General features: G+C 52.5%; 21 protein-coding genes. 16 read left to right on the top strand and 5 right to left on the bottom strand.

Features of this window, described 5'->3' with window-relative positions:
- Positions 1-253: 253 nt before the first annotated feature.
- Entirely contained in the window at positions 254-2,275 is a 2,022-nt protein-coding gene (metG, locus tag ACRRUX_RS03780) for a methionine--tRNA ligase (RefSeq protein WP_432527305.1), read from the bottom strand.
- Between the two features lie 159 nt (positions 2,276-2,434).
- Between metG and apbC the strand changes: the two genes are divergently transcribed.
- The 9 genes from apbC to ACRRUX_RS03735 are packed head-to-tail and all read left to right on the top strand — an operon-like array spanning position 2,435 to position 9,394.
- The gene (gene apbC, locus ACRRUX_RS03775; RefSeq protein ID WP_432527303.1) at positions 2,435-3,559 is read left to right on the top strand and encodes an iron-sulfur cluster carrier protein ApbC; all 1,125 of its coding nucleotides are present in this window, start codon (positions 2,435-2,437) and stop codon (positions 3,557-3,559) included.
- A gap of 9 nt (positions 3,560-3,568) precedes the next feature.
- Positions 3,569-4,207, top strand: coding sequence for a uridine kinase (gene udk, locus ACRRUX_RS03770; protein WP_432527301.1), 639 nt, complete (start codon positions 3,569-3,571; stop codon positions 4,205-4,207).
- A gap of 42 nt (positions 4,208-4,249) precedes the next feature.
- Positions 4,250-4,834 (top strand): dCTP deaminase, encoded by a 585-nt coding sequence (gene dcd / locus ACRRUX_RS03765; protein ID WP_432527299.1) that lies wholly within the window; start codon positions 4,250-4,252, stop codon positions 4,832-4,834.
- A 28-nt stretch (positions 4,835-4,862) separates the two neighbouring features.
- Positions 4,863-5,663: an aminodeoxychorismate lyase gene (pabC, locus tag ACRRUX_RS03760; protein WP_432527297.1), complete on the top strand. Its 801-nt coding sequence runs from the start codon at positions 4,863-4,865 to the stop codon at positions 5,661-5,663.
- 5 nt (positions 5,664-5,668) lie between these two features.
- On the top strand, positions 5,669-6,673 hold the full coding sequence (mltG, locus tag ACRRUX_RS03755; RefSeq protein WP_432527295.1) for an endolytic transglycosylase MltG: 1,005 nt from the start codon (positions 5,669-5,671) through the stop codon (positions 6,671-6,673).
- Positions 6,670-7,290: a dTMP kinase gene (gene tmk / locus ACRRUX_RS03750; protein WP_432527293.1), complete on the top strand. Its 621-nt coding sequence runs from the start codon at positions 6,670-6,672 to the stop codon at positions 7,288-7,290. The genes mltG and tmk overlap by 4 nt, the downstream gene beginning before the upstream one ends.
- A gap of 8 nt (positions 7,291-7,298) precedes the next feature.
- Complete coding sequence (holB, locus tag ACRRUX_RS03745; protein WP_432527291.1) at positions 7,299-8,222, top strand: DNA polymerase III subunit delta'; 924 nt, start codon at positions 7,299-7,301, stop codon at positions 8,220-8,222.
- Positions 8,223-8,232: 10 nt separating this feature from the next.
- Positions 8,233-8,559 (top strand): PilZ domain-containing protein, encoded by a 327-nt coding sequence (locus ACRRUX_RS03740; protein ID WP_432527289.1) that lies wholly within the window; start codon positions 8,233-8,235, stop codon positions 8,557-8,559.
- 46 nt (positions 8,560-8,605) lie between these two features.
- A complete protein-coding gene (locus tag ACRRUX_RS03735) occupies positions 8,606-9,394 on the top strand; it encodes a TatD family hydrolase (protein WP_432527287.1) in 789 nt (262 codons plus the stop codon).
- A gap of 311 nt (positions 9,395-9,705) precedes the next feature.
- Here ACRRUX_RS03735 and rsmF read toward each other — a convergent pair whose 3' ends face one another.
- Positions 9,706-11,118 (bottom strand): 16S rRNA (cytosine(1407)-C(5))-methyltransferase RsmF, encoded by a 1,413-nt coding sequence (gene rsmF, locus ACRRUX_RS03730; RefSeq protein WP_432527285.1) that lies wholly within the window; start codon positions 11,116-11,118, stop codon positions 9,706-9,708.
- A gap of 84 nt (positions 11,119-11,202) precedes the next feature.
- Between rsmF and ACRRUX_RS03725 the strand changes: the two genes are divergently transcribed.
- Positions 11,203-12,429 carry a nucleoside recognition domain-containing protein gene (locus ACRRUX_RS03725; RefSeq protein WP_432527283.1) on the top strand — a complete coding sequence of 409 codons (1,227 nt, stop codon included), beginning with the start codon at positions 11,203-11,205 and terminating at the stop codon, positions 12,427-12,429.
- Positions 12,430-12,902: 473 nt separating this feature from the next.
- On the opposite strand, the gene ACRRUX_RS03720 is transcribed toward ACRRUX_RS03725, so the two are convergent.
- The 3 genes from ACRRUX_RS03720 to ACRRUX_RS03710 are packed head-to-tail and all read right to left on the bottom strand — an operon-like array spanning position 12,903 to position 16,783.
- The gene (locus ACRRUX_RS03720) at positions 12,903-15,524 is read right to left on the bottom strand and encodes an MlaD family protein (protein ID WP_432527281.1); all 2,622 of its coding nucleotides are present in this window, start codon (positions 15,522-15,524) and stop codon (positions 12,903-12,905) included.
- The gene (locus tag ACRRUX_RS03715; RefSeq protein ID WP_432527279.1) at positions 15,493-16,134 is read right to left on the bottom strand and encodes a paraquat-inducible protein A; all 642 of its coding nucleotides are present in this window, start codon (positions 16,132-16,134) and stop codon (positions 15,493-15,495) included. The genes ACRRUX_RS03720 and ACRRUX_RS03715 overlap by 32 nt, the downstream gene beginning before the upstream one ends.
- Positions 16,124-16,783 carry a paraquat-inducible protein A gene (locus ACRRUX_RS03710; protein ID WP_432527277.1) on the bottom strand — a complete coding sequence of 220 codons (660 nt, stop codon included), beginning with the start codon at positions 16,781-16,783 and terminating at the stop codon, positions 16,124-16,126. Before ACRRUX_RS03710 ends, ACRRUX_RS03715 begins: the two co-directional genes overlap by 11 nt.
- Before the next feature lie 281 nt (positions 16,784-17,064).
- Here ACRRUX_RS03710 and ACRRUX_RS03705 point away from each other — a divergent pair, with 281 nt between their 5' ends.
- The 6 genes from ACRRUX_RS03705 to ACRRUX_RS03680 all read left to right on the top strand — a co-directional run bounded on the left by ACRRUX_RS03705 (position 17,065) and on the right by ACRRUX_RS03680 (position 23,707).
- Positions 17,065-17,361: a YebG family protein gene (locus ACRRUX_RS03705; RefSeq protein ID WP_432527275.1), complete on the top strand. Its 297-nt coding sequence runs from the start codon at positions 17,065-17,067 to the stop codon at positions 17,359-17,361.
- A gap of 8 nt (positions 17,362-17,369) precedes the next feature.
- Positions 17,370-17,828 (top strand): GAF domain-containing protein, encoded by a 459-nt coding sequence (locus ACRRUX_RS03700; protein WP_432527273.1) that lies wholly within the window; start codon positions 17,370-17,372, stop codon positions 17,826-17,828.
- 262 nt (positions 17,829-18,090) lie between these two features.
- A complete protein-coding gene (gene proQ, locus ACRRUX_RS03695; RefSeq protein ID WP_432527327.1) occupies positions 18,091-18,738 on the top strand; it encodes an RNA chaperone ProQ in 648 nt (215 codons plus the stop codon).
- 27 nt (positions 18,739-18,765) lie between these two features.
- Positions 18,766-20,817: a carboxy terminal-processing peptidase gene (prc, locus tag ACRRUX_RS03690; RefSeq protein ID WP_432527271.1), complete on the top strand. Its 2,052-nt coding sequence runs from the start codon at positions 18,766-18,768 to the stop codon at positions 20,815-20,817.
- Between the two features lie 73 nt (positions 20,818-20,890).
- Positions 20,891-23,446, top strand: coding sequence for an aminopeptidase N (gene pepN / locus ACRRUX_RS03685; RefSeq protein ID WP_432527269.1), 2,556 nt, complete (start codon positions 20,891-20,893; stop codon positions 23,444-23,446).
- 45 nt (positions 23,447-23,491) lie between these two features.
- Positions 23,492-23,707 (top strand): DUF2835 domain-containing protein, encoded by a 216-nt coding sequence (locus tag ACRRUX_RS03680; protein WP_432527267.1) that lies wholly within the window; start codon positions 23,492-23,494, stop codon positions 23,705-23,707.
- Positions 23,708-23,827 lie beyond the last annotated feature (120 nt).

Genomic DNA, 23,827 nt, shown 5'->3' with positions numbered 1-23,827 from the left:
GTCATTAGATCAAACTTTTAATCAAATTGGTATTAGCTCGGATGGGCTTGCAGGGATATGTATCATCGTGCTGCTATTGGCTATGGCGTGCAGGACAATCTTGATTTCAATCAGAGCCGCAGTGTCCGAATTTTACGGCGACCAGCAGTTTCGAAGCACTCTGAGGCAGTGCTGCTCCGGTGGCACACACAGGAAATAAAAATCCCCTGATCCTTATGTGGAAGCAGGGGATTCAATTAATCAGCAATCAGGCTTATTTTACGCGCATGCCAGGCTGGGCACCTTCATGTGGCTCCAGTATCCACAAATCTTTCCCACCTGGGCCGGCGGCCAGCACCATGCCTTCGGACATGCCGAAACGCATCCTGCGTGGCGCCAGATTGGCGACCATTACAGTCAGCTTGCCTTCCAGATCTTCCGGTGCATAAGCCGACTTGATACCGGCGAACACCTGACGCATTTCACCACCAATATCTAGCTGCAGTTTCAGCAGCTTGTCAGCCTCAGGCACATGCTCGGCCTTTGCGATGCGAGCAATGCGCAGGTCAATCTTGGCAAAGTCCTCATAGGCGATGGTGTCAGAGATTGGGTCATCTGCCAGTGGGCCTTTCGGCTTGTTTTGCGCTTCCAGATCTTCCTTGGAGGCTTCCACCATGGCGGCCACCTTATCCATATCAACACGCTGCATCATGGCTTTGAAGGTCGCGATCTCGTGACCGGCCATGTCTTTGCCCAGGCTCTCCCAGGTCAGTTCCATCTGCATAAAGGCTTCAACATCACTGCTCAGACGTGGCAGTACCGGCTTTAAGTAAGTCACCAGAATGCGGAACAGGTTCAGGGCCACTGAGCACACCTGATGGGCCTGCTCCTGCTTGTCGTCTTCTTTCACCAGCTGCCATGGCGCGGCGTCCGCTACGTAAGCGTTGGCAATGTCGGCCAGCGCCATAATTTCACGCATGGCTTTGCCGTATTCGCGGGTCTCATAGAACTCGGCGATTTGCTCTTGCTTGGCCAGGAAGCTGTCAACCAAAGTGGTGTCTTCCAGCTTGGCCAGTTTGGCGTCAAAGCGCTTGGTCACAAAGCCTGCCGTACGGGACGCCAAATTCACCAGTTTGCCAACCAGATCTGAGTTAACGCGCTGGGCGAAGTCTTCCAGGTTCAAATCCAGATCGTCGATACGGCTGGACAGCTTGGCGGCGTAGTAATAACGCAGGTACTCAGGATCCAGGTTGTCCAGATAAGTACGGGCCTTGATAAAGGTGCCCTTGGACTTGGACATCTTGGCGCCATTTACGGTCACATAGCCGTGGGCATATACACTGGTTGGCTGACGGAAGTCGGCGCCGTGCAGCATGGCTGGCCAGAACAGGCTGTGGAAGTACACAATGTCCTTGCCGATGAAGTGGTAGACTTCAGCAGTGGAGTCTTTGCCCCAGAATTCGTTGAAGTCCAGATCGCCACGCTTGTCACACAGGTTCTTGAACGACCCCATGTAACCTACTGGTGCATCCAGCCATACATAGAAGAACTTGCCCGGTGCATCCGGGATTTCAAAGCCGAAGTAAGGTGCGTCACGGGTGATGTCCCACTGCTGCAGCCCCTGTTCGAACCATTCGTTCAGCTTGTTGGCCATCTCAGACTGCAGCGCACCTGAGTGTGTCCACTCTTTGAGCATGCCTTCGAAGGCTGGCAGGTCGAAGAAGAAGTGCTCGGTGTCTTTCATCACAGGAGTGGCACCGGACACGGCTGATTTGGGATTGATCAGTTCAGTCGGGCTGTAGGTCGCACCACACACATCACAGTTGTCGCCATACTGATCTTCAGACTTACACTTGGGGCAGGTGCCCTTAACGAAGCGGTCTGGCAGGAACATGGACTTTTCAGGGTCGAACAGCTGGCTGATGGTGCGGCTCTTGATATGACCTTTTTCACGCAGTGCCAGGTAGATGTGACTGGCCAGCTCACGGTTTTCGTCACTGTGAGTGCTGTGATAGTTATCAAAAGCAATGTTGAAATCGGCAAAATCCTGCTGATGCTCAACCGCAACCTGGGCAATCATCTCTTCAGGAGCCATGCCCAGCTGCTGTGCCTTGAGCATGATAGGCGTGCCGTGGGCGTCGTCGGCACAGATATAGTAACATTCATGGCCGCGCAGTTTTTGGTAACGTGACCAGATGTCCGTTTGAATATACTCCAGCATATGACCCAGATGGATAGGGCCGTTGGCGTACGGCAGTGCACTGGTCACCAAAATTTTACGTTGTGAATTTGCCATTTTTTCTCTAAATCGTGTTGGTCCTGAAATATTGGCCTAGATACTAACCGATTAATGCGGAATTTTCATCACGGGCCGGTTTAACTGAGCTATTTCTACACTAATGTTTTTGCCAATATCTGATACACTTGCCCAAATTCTTTTTCGGGGAGAGGTAAATTGTCATCAGCACTGCAGGAACAGGCCGTGGATTTCCGTTTGGAACCGGCATTGTTGTCGTCTGTATTGAGCATTTTGGATGCTTTTGTTGACCCTTATCTTAATCAGGGACTGGTTGCCGCCAATTGCGTACGTAAACTTGCATTGGATGGCAAGCGTCTGCAAATGACCCTGGTTTATGCCTACCCCTGTCAAACCCAGTATCGTGATACCGTGATGGCACTGACCAATCAATTGGCCAAGCTTGATGCCATTGATGAAGTGGAATGCGAAATTGATTTTCAGCCAGCCCAGACATCCAGCGTCAATGTAGCGCCTATCCCGGGTGTGCGGCAGGTGGTGGCAGTTGCCTCGGGTAAGGGCGGTGTGGGTAAATCCACCACAGCCGTTAACCTGGCGCTGGCGATGGCTCAGGAAGGTGCCCGTGTGGGCATTCTGGATGCCGACATCTATGGTCCATCCATTCCTCTGATGCTGGGACTGACCGATTTTCGTCCTGTCTCCCTCGATGGCAAGACCATGACGGCCGCCGAGGCTTATGGCGTGGCGGCTCAATCAATAGGTTTTATGCTGACCGACGATCAGGCTGCCGTTTGGCGTGGCCCGATGGCGGCAGGCGCATTGGCACAGCTGCTGAATGAAACCAGCTGGCCTGAATTGGATTACCTGTTTATCGATATGCCTCCTGGTACTGGCGATATTCAGCTTACTCTGTCACAGAAGGTGCCCGTCAGCGGCGCCGTGGTGGTGACAACTCCGCAGGACATCGCTCTGGCCGACGCCAAAAAAGGGATCACCATGTTTCAGAAGGTGAATATTCCCGTGCTTGGCATCGTTGAGAATATGAGTTTCCATATTTGTACTGAATGTGGACACAAGGATCATCCTTTTGGTGCTCACGGTGGCAGCAGCATTGCGCAGCGTTACCAGGTACCGCTGCTCGGTGCTTTGCCGCTGCAGCTGGATTTGCGTGAATCCATGGACAAGGGGGCCCCGCTGGTGGTCGCCGAGCCTGACAGTGAAGTTGCCGGAATTTACCGGGAAATTGCCCGCAAAGTAGGGGCGCAACTGGCGTTGCAACACAGCCAGTCTCAGGTATCAATCAGCGTAGAAGATGACGAATAAGGTAGCTATATGAATTCTTCGCAGTGTGTCATTATCGGTATCGCCGGGGCATCAGCATCAGGTAAAAGCCTGATTGCAAAAACCATTTATGAAGAGCTGTGCCGTGATCTGGGCACCAATCAAATTGGTGTGATCAATGAAGACGCTTATTACCGCGATCAGGGACATCTGTCCATGGAGCAGCGGGTCAAGACCAACTATGACCACCCCAAGGCGCTCGACCACGAACTCCTGTGTCAACATCTGGAACAGCTGAAAGCCGGCCAGTCCGTTGATATTCCGGTGTACAGCTATAAAGAGCATACCCGCACCGATCAAATTGAAACCATGACACCGAAAAAGGTGATCATTCTGGAAGGTATTCTGCTGCTGACCGATCCCAGACTGCGTGAGCTGATGGATGCGTCGGTGTTTATGGATACCCCGCTGGATATCTGTTTCCTGCGTCGTCTGACCCGGGATGTGGAAGAACGCGGTCGTACCATGGAATCTGTGATTTCCCAGTACAAGAAAACCGTGCGTCCCATGTTCCTGCAGTTTATCGAACCATCCAAGCAGTACGCGGACATTATCGTGCCCCGTGGCGGCAAGAACCGTATCGCGACCGATATTCTCAAAGCCCGTATCCAGCATTTGCTGGCGAAGTGATTGAATTAAGGCAAGCCGAGTCAAGGGAGTTAAAGACCAACAATGCGTTTAACTGATATTGAGATTGAACAGGCACTGGATAATGGCACCATTGTGATGGAGCCGCGTCCGTCGACCGACGCCATCAGTGGTGTCAGCGTAGATGTGCGTCTGGGCAACCAGTTCCGGGTGTTTAAGGATCATACAGCTCCCTTTATTGATTTGAGTGGTCCAAGCCGCGAAGTTCAGGCTGCGCTTGACCGGGTGATGAGTGAGCAAATCACGATTGAAGGCGACGATGCCTTCTTTCTGCACCCGGGTGAGCTGGCACTGGCGGTGACCTATGAAAGTGTCACTTTGCCTGCGGATATCGTCGGTTGGCTCGATGGTCGCTCCTCGCTGGCGCGTCTGGGTCTGATGGTGCACGTAACAGCTCATCGCATCGATCCGGGCTGGCATGGGCGGATTGTGCTGGAGTTCTACAACAGTGGTAAATTGCCACTGGCGCTGCGTCCCATGATGACCATAGGCGCGCTGAATTTCGAGCGTTTGAGCGGTCCTGTGGCTAAGCCATACAACACCCGCAAGAATGCCAAGTACAAAGATCAGCAGGAGGCCGTTGCCAGCCGGATCAGTCAGGACTCCTGATATCCGGCCACCGCATGAGGGATGCCTGATGAGTGAAATCTGGATTGGTGACGCCAGAGTCACTGCTATTGACCCGGCTGACAGAGCCCTGGCCTATGGCGACGGTCTGTTTGCCACCATGAACGTATCCGCTCAGCAGATCTGCTATCTGGAGTCACATTTGCGCCGTCTGTCTGACGGCGCTGCCCGTTTGGGGTTTTGCTGGCACCCATCATCGGCGCTGCGTCAGCGCCTGAATGAGCTGGCCAGCGAACATCCCGAAGCCTGTATCAAGCTGCTGCTGAGCCGAGGCGTTGGCGGACGTGGCTATCAAGCGCCCGCAATGGCATCGCCCATGGTGATCATCTCGGTCCATCCACTTCCCCCTCATTACGTACAGTGGCAACAGCAGGGCATTTGCCTTGGACGAAGCCCGGTTACTCTGGGCTGCCAGCCATTGCTGGCGGGGATGAAACATTTAAATCGACTTGAGCAAGTGCTTATCAAAGCGCATATGGCCGATGATGTGGATGATGTTTGGGTAACTGACGCTCAGGGCCATGTGATTGAAGCCAGTGCCGGCAATCTGTTTCTGATCAACGATATGCAAGTCACAGTGCCCAGCCATGCTTATGCCGGCGTCAGCGGTGTGATGCGTGAGCAGGTGATTGAAGCGCTGCTGGATATGGGACTTAATGTCGCAGCGGCTGATATCAGCGAAGCGCAGTTGCTGGCAGCGTCTCATGTGCTGGTAACCAACTCGCTGATGGGGGCTGTCCCGGTAAGCAGAATTGCCAATCGCCCACTTGCTGTTTGGCCAAGAATCAAAGAATTACAACAAAGAATATGAAAAGCATGAAGTTTTTATTGGGCTTGCTGGCAACGCTGATGACCCTGGCGTTGATCGCAGCCGGTGGCGCCTATTGGGGATTGAAGCAGCTTGATGCTTATGCGGCTGCGCCCCTGATTCTGGAAACGCCCCGGCAACTTGAGATCAAACCCGGCACTAATGTACGTCATTTAATCAGGCAACTGGCTGAACAGGGTATTACGGAAAACGACTGGCGCATCAAAGCACTGCTCAAGCTGCATCCTGAACTGGCGCAAATTCGTGCAGGCTTGTATGAAATGGTGCCGGGTGAAACGCTCGCTGGCCTGCTTGAGCAACTCAGTCAGGGCAAGGTGATGCAGTTTCCGCTGACGTTGGTCGAAGGGCGAACCATCGCCCAGTGGCAAACCGAACTGGCGCAGGCGCCTCATCTTAACCATGACGTTGATGCCTTTGCGGCTGTGATGGCCGAGCAGGGGGATACCGGCCTTGCCGAAGGGCGTTTTTATCCTGACACCTATCACTACGAAGCCGGTCAGCGCGCCACAGAATTGCTGACCCAGAGTTACCTGCGCATGCAGCAGGAGCTGGCTGCTGCCTGGGAAGGACGGGATAAAACCCTGCCACTGAAAACCCCTTATGAGTTACTGACACTGGCGTCCATTATCGAGAAAGAGACCGCCAAGCCGGAAGAACGTGGTTGGGTAGCGGCAGTATTTGTCAATCGTTTGCGCAAAGGCATGCGACTGCAGACAGATCCAACCGTGATTTATGGGATGGGCGAGCGGTATCAGGGCAACATCACCAAGAAAGATTTGCGGGAGCTGACCCCTTACAATACTTATCGGATTGATGGGTTGCCGCCTTCGCCTATTGCTGCGCCCAGTCGCGCCTCCCTGCAGGCGGCGGCCAATCCTGCGGATGTGGATTATTTGTATTTTGTGTCCCGTAATGATGGCAGTCATGTGTTTTCCCGCACCCTGGCGGAACACAATCGCGCCGTGAATGAATTCCAGAGAAAACAAAAATGAATGAAGCCAAGTTTATTGTGATTGAGGGCCTGGAAGGGGCCGGTAAATCCAGCGCCATTGCGCTGGTAAAAGATTTGATTGAAAAGCAGACCGGCAAGGCTCCTTTGTGTACCCGCGAACCAGGCGGTACTGTGCTGGCTGAAAAAATCCGCGATCTGGTGAAAATCGCCGAAGATGATGACCCTTTGTGCGATGAGGCGGAATGTCTGCTGTTTTATGCAGCCCGGGCACAACTGGTGGCTAATGTCATCAAACCTGCGCTGGCTCGTGGTGAGTGGGTGCTGGGTGACCGGCACAATCTGTCGTCGCTGGCTTATCAGGGGGGCGGCCGTGGCTTAATGCCTCTGGTTCAGGCCATCAGCGATGCCACGCTCAAAGGTTTCAAACCCGATATCACCCTTTACCTGGATGTGCCGCCTGCGCTGGGACTGGAGCGCGCTGCCCGTCGGGGTGAGCTGGACAGAATTGAGCAGCAGGCGCTGGCGTTTTTTGATCGTACCCGGGAAACTTTCCTGCAATTGGCCGCTCAGGATGACAGTATTCATGTTATCGACGCCAGCCAGCCAATGTCTGAAGTGCACAAGGACATTCAGGCCGTCCTGCAATCATTATTATGAGGAATACCATGCGCCGCGCTGTTCACCTGCCCTGGTTGGATACCCCATTTGCACGGGTTACCGGCCAGATCCTTAAAGATACCCTGGGACATGCACTCTTGATTGGCGTGGATGCGGCTCAGGGCGGCGAATGGCTGGCGCAGGATATCGGGGCGACAGCACTGTGCCTGTCGCCTGCGCAGGATGGTGCCTGTGGCCAGTGCAAGAGTTGTCATTTGGTGCAGGCAGGCAATCATCCTGATCTGCATCAGGTACGGGCTGATGGCAGCCAGATTAAGATCGATCAAATCCGCGATCTGTGCAATGCGCTGACCGCGACCGCCCAGCAGGGCGGGCAGCGGGTGGTCATCATCTACGCCTGTGAGCGGATGAATCAGGCATCGGCCAATGCGCTGCTCAAAACATTGGAAGAGCCAGGTAAAAACACCCTGTTGCTGCTGCAAACTCAAACACCTGCCAGATTGTTGCCGACCATCGCCAGTCGCTGCCAGAAACTGGCTTATGTCGCGCCGGATCGGCAGATCATCTGTGATTGGCTGATGCAACAGCATCAAGTCAGCGAAGATATTACCTGGGTATTGCCCGTTGCCGGAGGCCCACTGGTGTTGGCCGAGAGTCTGGGCAATGGTGATTACCAGCGCTGGCTGCAATATCGGCAGGACTGGCGCGCCAGTCTGATGTCAGGTCATTTGTGCGGCAGTTTGTTGGAATTGAAAGAAGAACACATAGTCGAAGCGCTGAAAGTACTGTATCTGGTGTTACGCTCCCGCGTGATCCAGCCGGGTAAATTGGATGCCTTTGCATTGTCGCAAATTATCGCGCTGGCAGACAGGGTCATGCGCCAGTGTCACCATCTGGAAACCATGGCAAGTGTCAATTATCTCGCACTGTGCCAGAAATTTGTCCTAGAATACAAACAGGTCACTCAGTAAATGGAATAACATGGTCGACTTGGTCATCAGATTTGACACCATTCAGCAGTTATATCGCGCCTACATGCCCTTTGTTCGCAGCGCTGGGTTATTTGTGGCCAGCAGCGAGCCTCATTATCTGGGTGAAACCCTGAGTTTTTCCTATCGCTTACCCGGCGAAAGCGTCGCGGCAGAAGCCAGGGGAAATGTGGTGTGGATCAATCCCCAGGGCGCATCAGGTGGACGCCCTGCTGGTATTGGTATTCAATTCGCCGCTGACGAAACCCATCACAAACATCATATTGAAAAGCTTCTCTCCAGTGAGCTGGCCTCCGGTAATTTGACCTCTACCATGTAGCTGGGTATGCTTGCCCACCTCGTAAATCTTGTTTGCTGGTACTCGTGTGTTAATTGACTCCCACTGCCATCTCGACCGCCTCAAGGCGGCGCCGGATGAGGCATCTCTTGATCAGATTATTCAACAGGCCCATGCCCGTGACGTCGCTTATTTCCTGTGTGTGAACGTGCGCCAGCAGGGCTTTGAGGCCATGCGTGAACGAATGGCCGGTTATGAAGAGGTATTTCTTTCCAGTGGTGTGCATCCACTTGATGTGCAGGAAGGGCTGGATGTCGCGCAAATCAAATCTTTTGCCAATGACCCCAAGGTTGTCGCCATCGGCGAAACCGGGCTGGATTATTTTTATGCCAGCGAAACCAAAGCCATGCAACAGCAATGCTTCGAGCAGCAGGTTGCACTGGCCGTGGAAGTGAACAAGCCACTGATTATTCATACCCGGGATGCCCGAGAGGACACGCTGGCGATTTTGCGTAATGGTCAGGCTGACAGGGTCGCGGGTGTGCTGCACTGTTTTACCGAAAACTGGGACATGGCCAGAGCGGCGATGGATTTGGGCTTTTATATCTCGGTATCCGGCATTGCGACTTTTAAAAACGCCGGTGAGCTGCGCAGTGTGATCCGTAAAGTGCCAAAGGAGCGCTTATTGGTTGAAACCGATGCGCCGTATCTGGCCCCAGTGCCGCACCGCGGTCAGGAAAATCAGCCCGCTTTTGTTCGGGATGTTGCTGAATTTGTGGCTGAGCTTCGGGGCGAAAAATATGAAGAGGTGGCGGCTTACACTACTGACAACTTCTTTACCCTGTTTAAAGATGCCGCCCGTCTGGCGGGACGCTGAATGTGTCTTAACAACGATATAAAAATGGCAGATAAAAAAAGGCCCAAAACTATTCCAGTTGTTTCGGGCCTAGGGGAATGGCTCTTAGGGTGAGCCGTGCGCTAACTTAGGGTACGAAGCCACTGGAGGCCAGCGACATCGTACTCAAATTGTAGTACAGCATTCGGGCAATACCCCAAATATTTTTCTGGAATAACCTTATTGAGCAAAGTCAGGTACTGCAAGCTATTGCTGTGGCGAGATAAAAAACTGTTTTAGCGGTATTCTCTCACCACGCAACACACCCATAGCATCTCAAATGGCAGTCAGGTTTATGCCTGACAGACTTTGTCGCGTACCAGTTCTCTGGGCAGGCTGTTTTTGAGTTTGCCCGGCAACGACTTTGCCAGCCCAAGCGGCACCCCATGGCGACCGACAATCACTTCTCCCTTGGCGGGCTTATCGCCATCAAACAGCACATCCCGGCCCATCAGGTATTCCACCGCTTGCTGTTCGCTCAGCTCAATCACATCCTTCGGTGAACAGGGCAAGGCCATAATGGCTTCGTGTCTGAGTTTAAAACCGTGCTTGGCTTCATCGGCTAGTTTCATGCCGATACGTTGAAAACGCATACTGCCGATGAGTTCATCAAATCCCTGCGGGAACAGCCAATATTCAGCTTCACGAACCATCAGGCTCTGATCTTCAGGCAAATTCAGACCCAATGCATTAAGGTGCGCCGAGATAGCTTCACGCTGTTTGCGTGAGGCATGGGTAAAAGGGAAGTTTTTCTGCGCCCGGGGCTTGGGCAATGCGCGTTCCACGGATGCCATCTTTTTGATGGCGGCAACGAAGAAGCCTTCGCTGTCGTACACCTGTGGCCAGACGTGCAGGAACCCCTCCGTTGTTGTGGCCTTGTGGGCGCCATCAAACAAATTCGCCAGTGTTACAAACTCTACGGCATCAGGATAAGTGTCCTTGAGGAACTGACACACCTGCTGATTTTCCAGGGTATTGAGGGTGCAGGTTGAATACACCAGCATCCCGCCGCTTTTCAATGCCTGAAAGGCCGACAGGATAAGCTCTCTTTGGGTTTGGGCGATATCTTCAATCTCATCCAGCCGCCAGTGTTTCAGCGCGTCCGGATCTTTGCGGACTGTGCCTTCGCCACTGCAGGGGGCGTCGAGCAGTACCGCATCGAAAGTTTCAAATTGATATTCGCCGAATACCCGGCCATCGAAGTGAGTGATGGCGCTGTTGCTGACCCCCATTCTGGCGATATTGGCATGCAACACTTTTACCCGGCTGGAAGAGTATTCGTTGGCAACCAATAGTCCCTGATTCTGCATCAGTGCCGCGATTTGCGTGGTTTTGGAACCGGGCGCTGAGGCTGTGTCCAGTACCCGCTCAAATGATGCGTCATCCATGAACAGCGCGGTCGGCGGCAGCATGGAGCTGGCTTCCTGAATGTAGAACAGTCCATGAATGTGCTCGATACAATTGCCCAGCTCATCATCATTGTGACCGGTCAGCCAAAATCCCGCCGGGCACCAGGGAATGGGCTCAAATTGCCAGCCCCTGGGCGCCATCAGGCTCTGAAATTCGGCGACTGAGATTTTCAGTGTGTTGATACGAATGGAGCGGCGCAGAGGTCTGCCGCAGTAGTCGATAAAATCATCAAGTGACAGGTGAGCAGGAATATCCTGTCGAATGCTGTTGATAAAATCCTGATTTAATTGAACCATAAAGACTGTCTTAAAAGATTTGCTGGCGCGAGTATACCACGGGCACGAGGTGGGCTCACGTCTTGCGGGCAGGCAGGAGCACAGGTGCTGAATCGAATCTGGTGGTTTTTTTTCCTGGTGACGTCGTTGGCGATCACCGTGCAGTTGGCGCTGGGCAATACTCAGGTGTTGTCCGATGTCAGTGCCGCGCTGTTTAGCTCCGCTGAACTGGCGGCGCAGATCTCGCTGGGGCTGGTTGGCGTGCTGTCGCTGTGGATGGGGCTGATGCGGCTTGGCGAAAAAGGTGGCATGGTTGGTGCGCTGGCCCGTTTCACTGAGCCGGTCCTGTCCCGGCTGATGCCCGATGTGCCCAGAGGCCATCCAGCCTATGGCAGTATCACCATGAACCTGACGGCCAATATGCTGGGGCTGGATAACGCGGCAACGCCGCTGGGGCTAAAGGCCATGCATGATCTGCAGAGTCTCAATCCCCACAAGGAGACGGCGACCAACGCGCAAATTCTGTTCCTGGTACTCAACACCTCTTCGGTGACTCTGGTGCCTGTGGCTGTGTTTTTATACCGGGCGCAGCAGGGGGCTGCCAATCCTGCGGATCTGTTTTTGCCTATATTGCTGGCGACGTCGGCATCCACCCTGGCGGGATTGATAGTGGTCGCCATGGTACAGCGGATAAAGCTGCTGGATACAGTAGTACTGGCCTATGGCGCGCTGATGCTTGGCGCGCTGATGGCGCTGGTGTTTTATCTGGGCTCGTTGTCGGCGCAACAGATAGGGGAGGTGTCCACCATCCTTGGCAATGGGGTATTGGTGACACTGGTGCTGGTGTTTGTGCTGGTTGCCGGGATCCGCAAAGTGGCGATTTATGATGAATTTGTTGAAGGCGCCAAAGAGGGCTTTGGTCAGGCTGTTCAGCTTATCCCATATTTGCTGGCCATGTTGCTGGCTATCGCATTGCTCAGAGCCTCAGGTGCGCTGGAGTTGCTGCTGTCGGCTATCCGTCATCTGGTCACTTGGTTTGGCGGCGATACCCGCTTTGTCGATGCCTTGCCAACCGCCCTGATGAAGCCCTTCAGTGGCTCGGGTGCCCGCGCCATGATGCTGGAAACCATGAATCATCATGGCGTGGATTCCTTTGCCGGACGTCTGGCAGCCATTTTCCAGGGCAGTACCGAAACCACTTTCTATGTTTTGGCGGTGTACTTTGGTGCCGTTGGAATTCGTAATGGTCGTTATGCACTTGCCTGTGGCCTGACTGCGGATCTTGCCGGGATTCTGGCGGCCATTGGGGTGTGTTACTGGTTTTATGGTTAAAAACTGTTTCAAAAAGCCCGGGCGCCGTTTGGGGATGCCGTGTTTATGGTGTTTTTGCTAACCTGATCTTTGGCCTCTGAGCTGGCCTGAGGCAGAAAGGCGGACAAGCTTGAGGCCGATATACAGGCAGCAAGTTTGCCGTGATAGCCAAAGCCCCTGACACGCTCACGCAGTGCGGGTTTCAATGCACTTGATACTGCATTGAGTTGTTTAGGCATAGAACCACTATGACTTTGCCAGCTCGCAAGCCACAAGGATGTGGCGAATGTCATTGACGCACGACTGCATGGATGCAGGAGTTAGAGCTACGCAGGAGCAGTTGCCGGGGAGCGGTTAATGACCTTGTCTCAAGCCCATTGAACTCCCGCTGAAACAGATCAACGACCAAATGAAATTGGTATAAAAAAGGGATGTTGCATGACATCCCTTTTTTCGACGCAAGTCCCATTGCCACAGAGGCTATGCCCTGGCCCTTAACGCAGCGATGGGTGCCACTCCTGCCATTCTGATTCAGCTTTGTTATACAGCGACATTACCGCATGGTCGGAAAGTTGATTATCCGCGGCGTTGGCATCCTGTGTCGCTACGGCTATGCCTCCTGCCAGAATATTTTCCACGCTGCCGGTTTCAACCTGCGCACCGGAAAACAGACCAAAATCCACTTTGATGCCGGAGTAATCCCAGAACTTACTGCTGCGATTGATAAGATGGCGGTATTTGGCTTCAACGGTGAGGTAGATTTGCACCTGCTGGCCGCTGGTTTGCAGATCAAATCCCTTCACTTCACCAATCACAATGCCGCGATAGAGCAGGGGCGTGCCCACTTTGACTGAGCCCAGCTGCGGGCGTACCAGTGTCAGTTTCAGGCTGTCAGGTTCACTGTCCTGATACAGACCTGCCTGCAGCTTGCCGGTAAACTGTTGGCTTGTGGTAGCCGAGGTGCCAGGCAAGGCAGCAATATAGGGACCGGTGAGTAACGTCTCAGGCGCACTGATACCCGCGAGTGATATTTGCGCGCTGACCAGATAATACTGACTGTCTACCCTCATGAACTCATCAGCATATTGACCATAAAGCCAGCCTTGTGCCTTGACTGTCTGCAGATCATCACCAAGCGCTACATGCTGAACCTCACCAATCTGAAAACCCTGATAGCGAATGGCAGCACCCGGTTTCAGTGACGCGGAGGCAGGGAAGGTCAGTGATATTTGCCGTGCCTGCGCCAGCGCCAGCTTTTCACTGCTGTATAGCTGTTTACCATCCAGCACTTCGCCGGATTCAAGCTGGCCCAGACCAATACTGCCCGCAATGGCCCCTTTTAATGGCGCGACTTTCACATCCACGCCAGAAAGGCTGGCATTCATCTCCAGTGCACTGTTTTGCCAAAATACGGTATTGCTGCCGACAAGGCTGACAAAAGGTTTGTCGATGGCCAGTTCAACCAAAAAGTCCTGACTGCCGGATTGCCACTGCACGGCAGTGACTTCACCAACCTGCATTTTGCGGAAATACACAGGTGAGCCTTTGCTGACTCCGGCGCCATCAATACTGCGCAGGCTGACGCGTTGTCTGGCAGAGGCTGTCAGTTGCTCCGTTGCCACTTCTGCTGAAGGGTAGATGTTCAGTACAGACTGTTCGCCCTGCAGCGGTTTACCCTGGCCTCGCACCAAATTCAGACTGCCTTTCAGCAGAGTGCTTGCATCAGCCGTTTTAACCGATACACCGGCCAGAGAAGCATCGACCTGCAACGCAGACTGAGGCAGCAGGTAACTGCCCTGTGTCAGTAATGGTTTGAACGCATCGTCAATTTCCAGCTCATATTCAACTCTGGAAAAATCGGCCGCCAGTGCCACAGAAGTGACTTTGCCGATATCAAACGCTTTGTAGCGGATGGGGGCGCCGATGCTGAGCCCCGGGTTGTCTGTGCTTACCGCGCGCAGCTGCAGTTTGTCGCTGTTATTTTGTGGGCGGCTTGCCAGTAATGGGTATTCACTGAGGGCGTCGCCCTGGCCGGGGATCATTTCAATCACGGGGCCTGTCACCAAACGCGCGGCATGTTCGATGCCATTGAGGGAAATGTCGGCACCCTGCAGATAAAACTGATTGCTGCCAGCCAGCAGCTCCCGGTAATCATCAAACAGTCTGGCCTGCAATGTAACGCCACTGGCTGAGAGTCTGGCTGAGCTGATCTCACCAACCTGAATGCCCCTGAACTGGATGGCGCTGCCTTTACCAAGCCCTTCGGCATTGGACGCCGCGAGGGTAAAGTTCACCCCGCCGAGAGCCTGCTCTTTGTTGTTATACAGAGTAAATGCCATATTGTGAGCGGCTTTTTCTGCACCGGGATCTGATGAAAAGGCAATGCCGCCGGCCAGAATGGCACTGAGACTCTCGGTTTGAATGTTGACGCCCTGCAATGAGGCATTTACCGAAACCCCGGATACATTCCAGAATTTTGAATTGGTTTTCACCAGATAGGCATACTGATCTTTGATAAAGGCGCTGATACTGATGCTTTGATCGGGTTCCAGTTTGTAGCTGACCACATCCCCGACCGGGATTTGACGAAAGAATACCTGAGAGCCGACATCGACAGACCCAAGTTGGGCGGCTTTGAGATCCACCACCATGCCGCGCTCTCCGGGCAGCATTGCCGGCGCTTCGTTGAGGGCGACAAAGTCGGTTTCGGATTCGCCTGTGCCCGGTTGAACGGCGATATAATTACCGGAAAACAGGGCATCGAGGCCCTCGACACCGCTGATCGAGGCTTTTGGGGTGACCAGCCAGAATTGGGTACCTGTCTTCAGAAACGGCTGGGCGCGGTAATCCATCAGTACTTTCACATCGACGCCTGACAGGTCACTGTCCAGTCCTATGTCCACTACTTTACCTATGTTCAACCCCTGATAACGCACCAGCGTTTTGCCGACATCGATACCACTGGCGCTCGGAAAGTGGATCTCGATTTCAATCCCTTGTTCCCTGAGGCTTTTAATTCCCAGCCAGGCGCCGAGAGCCAGGGCCACCAAGGGCAGCAGCCAGATGGGGGAAAAGAGTTTCTTTTTAACGATTTTCGGCGGTTGAGCTTGCGTCATCTTGAGCTTCCAGTCGATCCCAGAGTAAACGTGTGTCCAGCACTTTGGCAGCGAGTTGAGTAAACAGAATCACCAGGGCAAATGCAGTGGCTGCGGGCCCGGGTTTGGCATCCATCAGTTGCCCCATATTCACCAGGGCAACGGTAATGGAAATCACGAACAGATCCAGCATGGACCAGCGACCTATCCATTCAATAATGTGAAACCCCGTCATCAGTACCCGTTTGGGAATGGGTAACTTGAAGGTGATGGCGGTGAGGTAGATTGCCAGGCCGATGATTTTGAGCCAGGGCACTGCGATACTGGCGGTAAATACGATAATGGCGATGGGCAGCATATCCAGATGGATAAGGTGCGCGATACCTGAAAATATGGTGTCGTAGGCAATCTTGCCCTGACTGGTCAATATGGTAATAGGGTAGATATTGGCGGGGACCAGTAACACTGCGGCGGTGATCAGCAGCGCCCAGCTTTGCTGCAGGCTGGCCAGATTGCGGCATCTCAACGGTGTGCCACAGCGGGGGCAATGACCGTCAGCGACCTTATTATTGCGCTGGCACACGGGGCACAGGCACAGGCCTATGTCTTTGCCCTGAAGACTAGTGGTCATCCAGAAAACTCCACATGTGCTGCTGGTCGTACTCCCTCAGCAGAAACAGCACTGACAAAAACAGCATGGTGAAACAGAAGGTGCCAATATTGAAATAAATATCCGCATGATCCGAGAGCTGAAAAGCAGAAACCAGAAAACTGATGAGATAGATTTCCAGCATACTCAGCTGGGTCAGCAGACTTTGTTGGGTCAGCAACAATTTCAGCAGTGCCCGTCCCCAACCTGTGTTGAGGGCGTATTTCACCAGCAGGATTTGGCTGAGAATCGACAGGATTAATAAGCCGGGGGCGATAACTGCCGCCACCATGACGGCAATGGCTACTACAGGAAATCCCTGCTCCAGCACCGCAGCTGCGCCGCCAAAGACTGTAGTGGTACGCACTGAGCCGAAAAACTGCAGTTCCATCACCGGCAGCAAATTGGCTGGAAGATACAGCAACAGCGCTGCCAGACAGATAGCCAGCATGCCATTAATCGAGCAATAGGGCGTATCATACAACGCTGTGTGACACCGGGGACATAATGCTCTGACACCCTGAGGCAGCACATGTCGGCTAACCACCAAATCGCAGGAGCGGCACAATACCACTGGTGGTAATAAGCCACTGTCGCGTTGGGTTGAATGTCGGGGAAAGTTTGAATCCATCTGTAAGTCAGCGACCCTGGGTCCTGTTATCCGATTGTCCTGAGCTCAAAAGTATAAGTTACCAGCATTATTGGCGCATCACCCGCTGAAACGGTCAGAGTGTTACAAATTCTTGCTGCCGATAGTGGCTGGCGTCACGGAAATCCGGCTCCATACTAATTGTTTTACGTTGAAATATCAGTAATTAATTCTGAGTCGGCGGTTCTGGTTGATATTGAGTGGCGGACTGTGTCACTATTTTACTGTATATAAAAACAGTGTTCGCTAATACGGGGTAAATCATGGCGGTCGTGATTCAATATGTCGTGGTAAGAGAAGGGGTTGAGAAGATGACGTTTACTTCTAAAAAGGAGGCGGATGCATATGACAAAATGCTGGATATCGCCGACAACCTGCTGCCTTTTCTTCAGCGTTGTGAAATAGAAGTTGCCGAAGCCGACTGGGAAAAGCTGGCTTTTTATATGGCAAATCAGAAAGATGAGCTATCATCCTTGCTTAAAGGTGGGGCACCGGTTAAGGCCCAGTCCCCAGAGACTCCCAAGAAGACCGCTCGCAAACCGGCGGTAAAAACCGACTGAGGAATTGCATGAATCAGGTATGTTATGACTCTCTGAACCGTCAGGCTGAGGCTTTGTTGGGTGGTGAATCCAATATGATTGCGGCCATGGCTAACTTTTCCGCACTGATTAATCAAACGCTGCCGGATCTTAATTGGGTAGGGTTTTACATCAAACAAGATGAACAATTGGTACTGGGCCCGTTTCAGGGCAAAGTTGCCTGCGCCAGAATTCCCTGGGGTAAAGGCGTGTGCGGAACCAGTGCGGCCACGGATTCCACCCTGCGGGTGGATGACGTGCATCAGTTTGAGGGGCATATTGCCTGTGACAGCGCCAGCAATGCCGAAATCGTTATTCCGGTGCACCATGCCGGTGAAGTGATTGCGGTGCTCGATATCGACAGTCCTTTGCACAATCGGTTCAGCGCAGACGATCAGCAGGGACTGGAGATACTGGTTAAAACCCTTGAAATTGCATTGTTTGCTTAAACATTGACCGCTTTAATGTAAATCATGGTCGCATTCACCTGAGTGCGGCTTATAATAAGCGGCCATGTCCTGTATCGAGGTCGTTGCCTGCCCTTGGCGAGAGCAACTCCATAGGGTATGTTTGGGTTACGGAAACAGCCCGTAACAGAATGATTTTTGACGCTAAGTGATATCACTTGGCAATATTGACTGATTGAATCGGCATTGTGGGTACAACAAATGTTTACCGTTGCTGATTTGCAATATAACTGTGGAAGTAATGATGGAATCAACAGAAAAGTTGACCGACACCAACGCTATTCTGGCGTATTTGTATGAAACATTTCCTTTGTGCTTTATCGCTGAAGGTGAAACTAAGCCGCTCAAGATTGGATTGTTTCAGGATTTGGCTGATAGGTTGGCTGATGATTCCAAAGTCAGTAAGACCCAGTTGCGCGTAGCCCTGAGACGCTATACTAGTAGCTGGCGCTATCTGAAGTGCATCAAAGAAGGCGCACAGCGTGTTGATTTGGATGGTAATCCTTGCGGTGAACTGGAAGCTCAACACATTGAGCACGCTCAGGCAACGCTGAAAGAAAGCCAGGATAAAGCCCGCGCCAAGCGTGCAGAGCAGGCCAAGAAAGACAACGCCGGCAAGAAACCTGCTGCCAAAGCCAAGAAAGAGTTTACCAAGCCTCGCCCAGCCAAAGCCAAGCGTCAGGATAAGCCAATGACCAAGAAGGCGCCTGCCGTGGTGGAAAATCTGGTGCCTGCACAGCTGAGCGAGCTGAAACCAAATCAGCGTGTTAATGTCAAACTGGGTATGACACCAGTGAAAGGACAGGTTGTCGACATTAACAAAGAGGATGTTCACGTACAGCTGGATACCGGTCTGACTGTAAAAGTACGTGTAGAGCACATCCTGGTGTAATCAATATCGTAAAGGAGTAACTTGTTGATGCGAAAACTGACTATTGCCGCGTCCATTGCAACCATGTTTGTCGGGATGTCGGCGTGGGCCATTTCCCCGGCAATTCAAGTCAACGAGTTACCCACGCTTACGCAAGAGCCACAACATAAAGTGGCGAGCAAGCGGGTAACCGGTCTGTTGACCCGCTCTCATTACCACAGATTCGATCTGAATGACGCATTTTCCCAGCAGATTTTCGATCGTTATCTGCAGCAGATGGATTATCGTCGCAACGTGCTGACTCAGGCCGATGTTGACAGCTTTAATGCGTTTCGCGACCAATTCGACGACATGCTGAAAAGCGGCGATCTTGATAAGGCGTACCAGATGTACGATCTGGCGCAGAAGCGTCGATACGAACGATTTGTTTACGCGCTGTCATTGCTTGATGAGCCAATGGATTTCAATAAGCCCGGTGACGCTTACGAGTACGATCGTGAAGATGCTCCCTGGGCAAAAAACGAAGCTGAACTGAACGAGCTGTGGCGTCAGCGTGTCAAGTATGATGCGTTGAACCTCAAGATGACCGGTAAGAAATGGGATGAGATCGTCAAGATCCTTTCCAAGCGTTATAACAACGCCATTAAGCGTCTTGGACAAACCAAGAGTGAAGATGTGTTTCAGGGCGTCATGAATGCGTTCGCTCTGACCGTCGAGCCACACACCAGTTATCTCTCCCCCCGCAATGCCGAACGTTTCCAGATGGAAATGAACCTCAGCCTTGAAGGTATCGGCGCGGTATTGCAGATGGATGATGACTATACCGTGATTAAATCACTGGTTGCCGGTGGCCCGGCTGCCAAAAGTGAGCAACTTTCCCCCGAAGACCGCATTATTGGTGTTGGTCAGGAGGGCGAAGAGGTCGTTGATGTGATTGGCTGGCGACTGGATGATGTGGTTGAGCTGATCAAAGGTCCAAAAGGCAGCAAAGTTGTCTTGCAGGTGCTGCCCAAAAAGGGCGGATCCAATGCTGAACCCGTGGAAATCACCATCGTCCGCGATCAGGTGCGTCTGGAAGACAGAGCCGCCACTTCCAAAGTGGTTGAAATGGAGGAAGGTCCCTACGCCAACCGTAAGGTTGGGGTGATTCAAATCCCGGGTTTTTATATGAATCTGTCCCGCGATGTTGAAAAAGAGCTGGAGAAGCTCAAGGCGGACAAGGTTGAAGGCATAGTGATTGACCTCAGAGGCAACGGCGGCGGCGCACTGACTGAAGCGACGTTGCTCACCGGTTTGTTTATTGACATGGGCCCCGTGGTTCAAATTCGTGATGCCAGTGGCCGTGTGTCCCAGAATCGTGACAACGATGGCAAAGTGGCTTATGACGGTCCGCTGACCGTGATGGTCGACAGATACAGTGCGTCTGCCTCTGAAATTTTTGCCGCAGCACTGCAGGATTACAATCGTGCGCTGATCGTGGGTGAATCAACCTTCGGTAAAGGCACCGTGCAGCAGCATAAGGGCTTGGGGCGCATGTATGACATGTACGATCAACCCCTTGGGCATGTGCAATACACCATTGCCAAGTTCTATCGTATTAATGGCGGCAGTACTCAGCTTAAGGGTGTGACCCCGGATATTCCTTTCCCCAGCGCGTTAAAACCGGGGGAATATGGTGAGGCAGAAGAAAAGAATGCATTGCCCTGGGATCAGGTGCCTGTCGCGCAATACACGACTTTGGGTGATGTCTCTGCCAATCTGGTTGGTGCACTGACACAAAAGCATGATCAGCGCATCAAACAGGACCGCGAATTTGCCTACATCTTTGAAGACATCGCCGAATACCAGAAGAAACATGATGATAAATCAATCTCACTGGTAGAATCTGAGCGTCTAAAAGCGCGTGACGAGGAAGACAGCAAAGCGTTGGCCCGTACCAACGAGCGTCGGGTGGCCGCCGGACTCAAGCCGGTTAAAGCGCTGGATGAAATTGCTGACAAGGATGAGCTGGAAACTCCGGATCCCTTCCTGGAAGAAACCGCGCTGATCACGCTCGACATGGTGGATGTTGAGCAAACTGCCAAACATAAAGCGGGCTGATGCCGGCAACCCCTCTCAAAAACGCGCTTCTGGCGCGTTTTTTGTCACTGAAATGAAGAAGGATTGAAGTGAAATGTCACAGACAGAGGCAAAACATTTAAAAGATTACCGGGCTCCGGATTACACCATCGATGCAATTTCCCTGAATTTTTCTCTCGACGGACAGGCTACCCGGGTGACTGCAACCAGTTTGGTTCGCCGCCTTTCCAACGCCATTACGCCGCTGGTGCTTGATGGTGAAGGCATGCAACTGGAATCTGTCAGCGTCAATGGTAAACCGGTAGATGCGGAATTATTTGAAGGTGGACTCAAGATAGCGGTTGCGGATGCCGAATTTACGCTGGAAGTGGTGACTCTGCTCAATCCTGCGGCCAATACCAGCCTGGAAGGTTTGTATATGTCTGATGGTGCGTTCTGCACTCAATGTGAAGCGGAAGGCTTCCGACGTATTACTTATTTCCTCGATCGGCCTGATGTACTGGCGAAATATGATGTGCGTATCGAGGCCGACAATGCATTTCCGTTCCTGCTGAGCAACGGTAATCTGGTTGACAAGGGAGCGCTCGAAAACGGTCGTCATTTCGCCTGTTGGCAGGATCCATTCCCGAAACCATCTTACTTGTTTGCACTGGTCGCCGGCGATTTTGATTTGCTGGAAGACGATTTTGTCACCCAAAGCGGCCGTAATGTTAAGCTGCAGGTGTTTGTCGACAAAGGCAATCTGGGGAAAGCTGGCCATGCCATGGCTTCGCTGAAAAAAGCGATGGCCTGGGATGAGTCGCGCTTCAGCCTTGAATACGATCTTGATATTTACATGCTGGTCGCCGTGGACTTCTTCAACATGGGGGCGATGGAAAATAAAGGGCTGAATATCTTCAATACCAAGTATGTGCTGGCGGACAGTGACAGTGCGACGGATGACGACTTTCACGGTATTGAATCCGTCGTGGGTCATGAATATTTCCACAACTGGACAGGCAACCGGGTGACCTGTCGTGATTGGTTCCAGCTCAGCCTGAAAGAGGGATTGACGGTATTTCGCGATCAGGAGTTCAGTGCTGATATGGGCTCGTCTGCGGTTAATCGTATCCAGGCGATTAAAGTCATTCAAAACCAGCAGTTTGCTGAAGATGCCGGGCCGATGGCACATCCTATCCGGCCTCAGTCTGTGATTGAAATGAATAACTTCTATACGGTCACTGTCTATAACAAGGGCGCTGAGGTGATCCGTATGATGCACACTTTGCTGGGCGAAGACCGTTTCCAGCAGGGGATGAAATTGTACTTCGAGCGTCATGATGGGCAGGCGGTGACCTGTGATGATTTCGTTGCTGCCATGCAGGATGCTTCCGGTGTGGACCTGAGCCAATTCCGTCGTTGGTATGAACAGGCTGGTACGCCTGTGGTCACCGTCAAAGACAAATATGATGCAGCTACCGGTCGCTATGAACTGAATATCTGCCAGGCCAATCCAGTAGCGGGTAGTGATGCGTTACCTTTGCATATTCCGTTTGATCTGGAGTTGCTGGCTGCCGATGGTACAGCGCTGTTGAGTAAAGTACTGGATGTGAAAAATGCCTGCCAGACTTTTGTATTCGATAATCTTCCCTCGGAAGTCGTACCGTCACTGTTACAGAATTTCTCCGCACCGGTGAGACTGAAATATGACTATAGCGTGGCACAGCTGGTCCATCTGATGCGTTTCGCCTCCAGTGAAGTTGCACGCTGGGAGGCATCCGTTGCATTGATCAGTCAGGCGATTTGGCAAAACGTCACACGTCTTGAAGAGGGCGAAGCGATGTTGCTTGACCCCAGAGTGGCTGATGCATTCCGGGGCATATTGCTGAATGACTCACTGGATCCTGCACTGGTTGCCGAAATTCTTAATATCCCTTCAGCTCAGGCATTGATAGAGCAGGTTGAACGGGTTGATTTGGATAAGTTGCTGGCTGCCCGGGAGTACGTGCTCGAAGAGATGGCCATTGGCTGTGAAGATGAACTGCTGGCGGTGTATCGCGCTATGACCTTTATCGATACGGCTGCCGCCAGATCGCTGAAAAATGCCAGTCTGGGCTGGTTGTGCCAGATCAATGAAGCGCACGAATCACTGGTGCTTGAGCAATTCAATCAGGCGACCAATATGACCGATTCGCTGGGCGCGCTGATGGCTGCCAACAGAGCGGATTTACCCGCCAGAGACACAATGATGGCCGAGTTTGAACAGCGCTGGCAAAAGACCCCGCTGGTGATGGACAAGTGGTTTACCCTGCAGGCGATTCAGGACAGCGATCACTGCATCGAACGGATCCAGAATTTGAGACAACATCCTGCATTCAGCATGAATAATCCCAATCGCGTGCGGGCGTTGATCGGCAGTTTTGCTGCAGCCAATACGGCGCAGTTCCATCGGGCTGATGGTAAAGGCTATCAGTTCATGACTGATTGTCTGAAAGAACTTAATCAGGTTAATCCGCAGGTTGCGGCGCGGATCATGACTCCGCTGATTCAGTTTGCCAAGTTTGACGATGCCCGTCAGCAAATGATGAGGGATTGTTTAATGCAGCTTAAGCAGATGCCGAACCTGGCCCGGGATTTATTTGAGAAGGTAGACCGGGCCCTGAGCGCCTGATTGGAAACTCGGCCAGGCCCTCCCTCCAGGGCCTGGCATTGTCCTATGGAATATATTTTCAGTCTTCATCTTTCCTACAGGGAATTTCTGCCTTACTACCAGGGTCTGGTCGATAAGGTCGAAGTCCACGCCCACGGTGGTCAGACACTGTGGGTTCATTGCCGTCATTTCAGACCTTTTTTCACTTCAGCGGGTATTCAGGGGCAATTCCGGCTCACATTAAACCGTGACGGGAAATTGGTATCGCTTGAACGGATCTAGAGTAATTACTTCAAACGAATGCTTAATTTAAGCGTTTGGTTTTTTATCTTCTGCTAAAGGCTATGTTATTGATCCAAAGTCGTTTACCTCCTGGTTGAACGATGATTGGGCATACATGGC

Origin of the sequence: Shewanella sp. GXUN23E (assembly GCF_050865035.1) — a bacterium.
Lineage (GTDB): Bacteria > Pseudomonadota > Gammaproteobacteria > Enterobacterales > Shewanellaceae > Shewanella.
Note: the sequence above shows the minus strand (reverse complement) of the source record. Positions and strands in the feature narration are given on the sequence as shown.

Excerpts from the sequence above, each read along its gene's own strand:
- metG (WP_432527305.1), bottom strand. The coding sequence starts at position 2,275 with ATGGCAAATTCACAACGTAAAATTTTGGTGACCAGTGCACTGCCGTAC.
- udk (WP_432527301.1), top strand. The coding sequence starts at position 3,569 with ATGAATTCTTCGCAGTGTGTCATTATCGGTATCGCCGGGGCATCAGCA.
- dcd (WP_432527299.1), top strand. The coding sequence starts at position 4,250 with ATGCGTTTAACTGATATTGAGATTGAACAGGCACTGGATAATGGCACC.
- pabC (WP_432527297.1), top strand. The coding sequence starts at position 4,863 with ATGAGTGAAATCTGGATTGGTGACGCCAGAGTCACTGCTATTGACCCG.
- mltG (WP_432527295.1), top strand. The coding sequence starts at position 5,669 with ATGAAGTTTTTATTGGGCTTGCTGGCAACGCTGATGACCCTGGCGTTG.
- tmk (WP_432527293.1), top strand. The coding sequence starts at position 6,670 with ATGAATGAAGCCAAGTTTATTGTGATTGAGGGCCTGGAAGGGGCCGGT.
- holB (WP_432527291.1), top strand. The coding sequence starts at position 7,299 with ATGCGCCGCGCTGTTCACCTGCCCTGGTTGGATACCCCATTTGCACGG.
- ACRRUX_RS03740 (WP_432527289.1), top strand. The coding sequence starts at position 8,233 with ATGGTCGACTTGGTCATCAGATTTGACACCATTCAGCAGTTATATCGC.
- rsmF (WP_432527285.1), bottom strand. The coding sequence starts at position 11,118 with ATGGTTCAATTAAATCAGGATTTTATCAACAGCATTCGACAGGATATT.
- ACRRUX_RS03720 (WP_432527281.1), bottom strand. The coding sequence starts at position 15,524 with ATGACGCAAGCTCAACCGCCGAAAATCGTTAAAAAGAAACTCTTTTCC.
- ACRRUX_RS03715 (WP_432527279.1), bottom strand. The coding sequence starts at position 16,134 with ATGACCACTAGTCTTCAGGGCAAAGACATAGGCCTGTGCCTGTGCCCC.
- ACRRUX_RS03710 (WP_432527277.1), bottom strand. The coding sequence starts at position 16,783 with ATGGATTCAAACTTTCCCCGACATTCAACCCAACGCGACAGTGGCTTA.
- ACRRUX_RS03705 (WP_432527275.1), top strand. The coding sequence starts at position 17,065 with ATGGCGGTCGTGATTCAATATGTCGTGGTAAGAGAAGGGGTTGAGAAG.
- ACRRUX_RS03700 (WP_432527273.1), top strand. The coding sequence starts at position 17,370 with ATGAATCAGGTATGTTATGACTCTCTGAACCGTCAGGCTGAGGCTTTG.
- proQ (WP_432527327.1), top strand. The coding sequence starts at position 18,091 with ATGGAATCAACAGAAAAGTTGACCGACACCAACGCTATTCTGGCGTAT.
- prc (WP_432527271.1), top strand. The coding sequence starts at position 18,766 with ATGCGAAAACTGACTATTGCCGCGTCCATTGCAACCATGTTTGTCGGG.
- pepN (WP_432527269.1), top strand. The coding sequence starts at position 20,891 with ATGTCACAGACAGAGGCAAAACATTTAAAAGATTACCGGGCTCCGGAT.
- ACRRUX_RS03680 (WP_432527267.1), top strand. The coding sequence starts at position 23,492 with ATGGAATATATTTTCAGTCTTCATCTTTCCTACAGGGAATTTCTGCCT.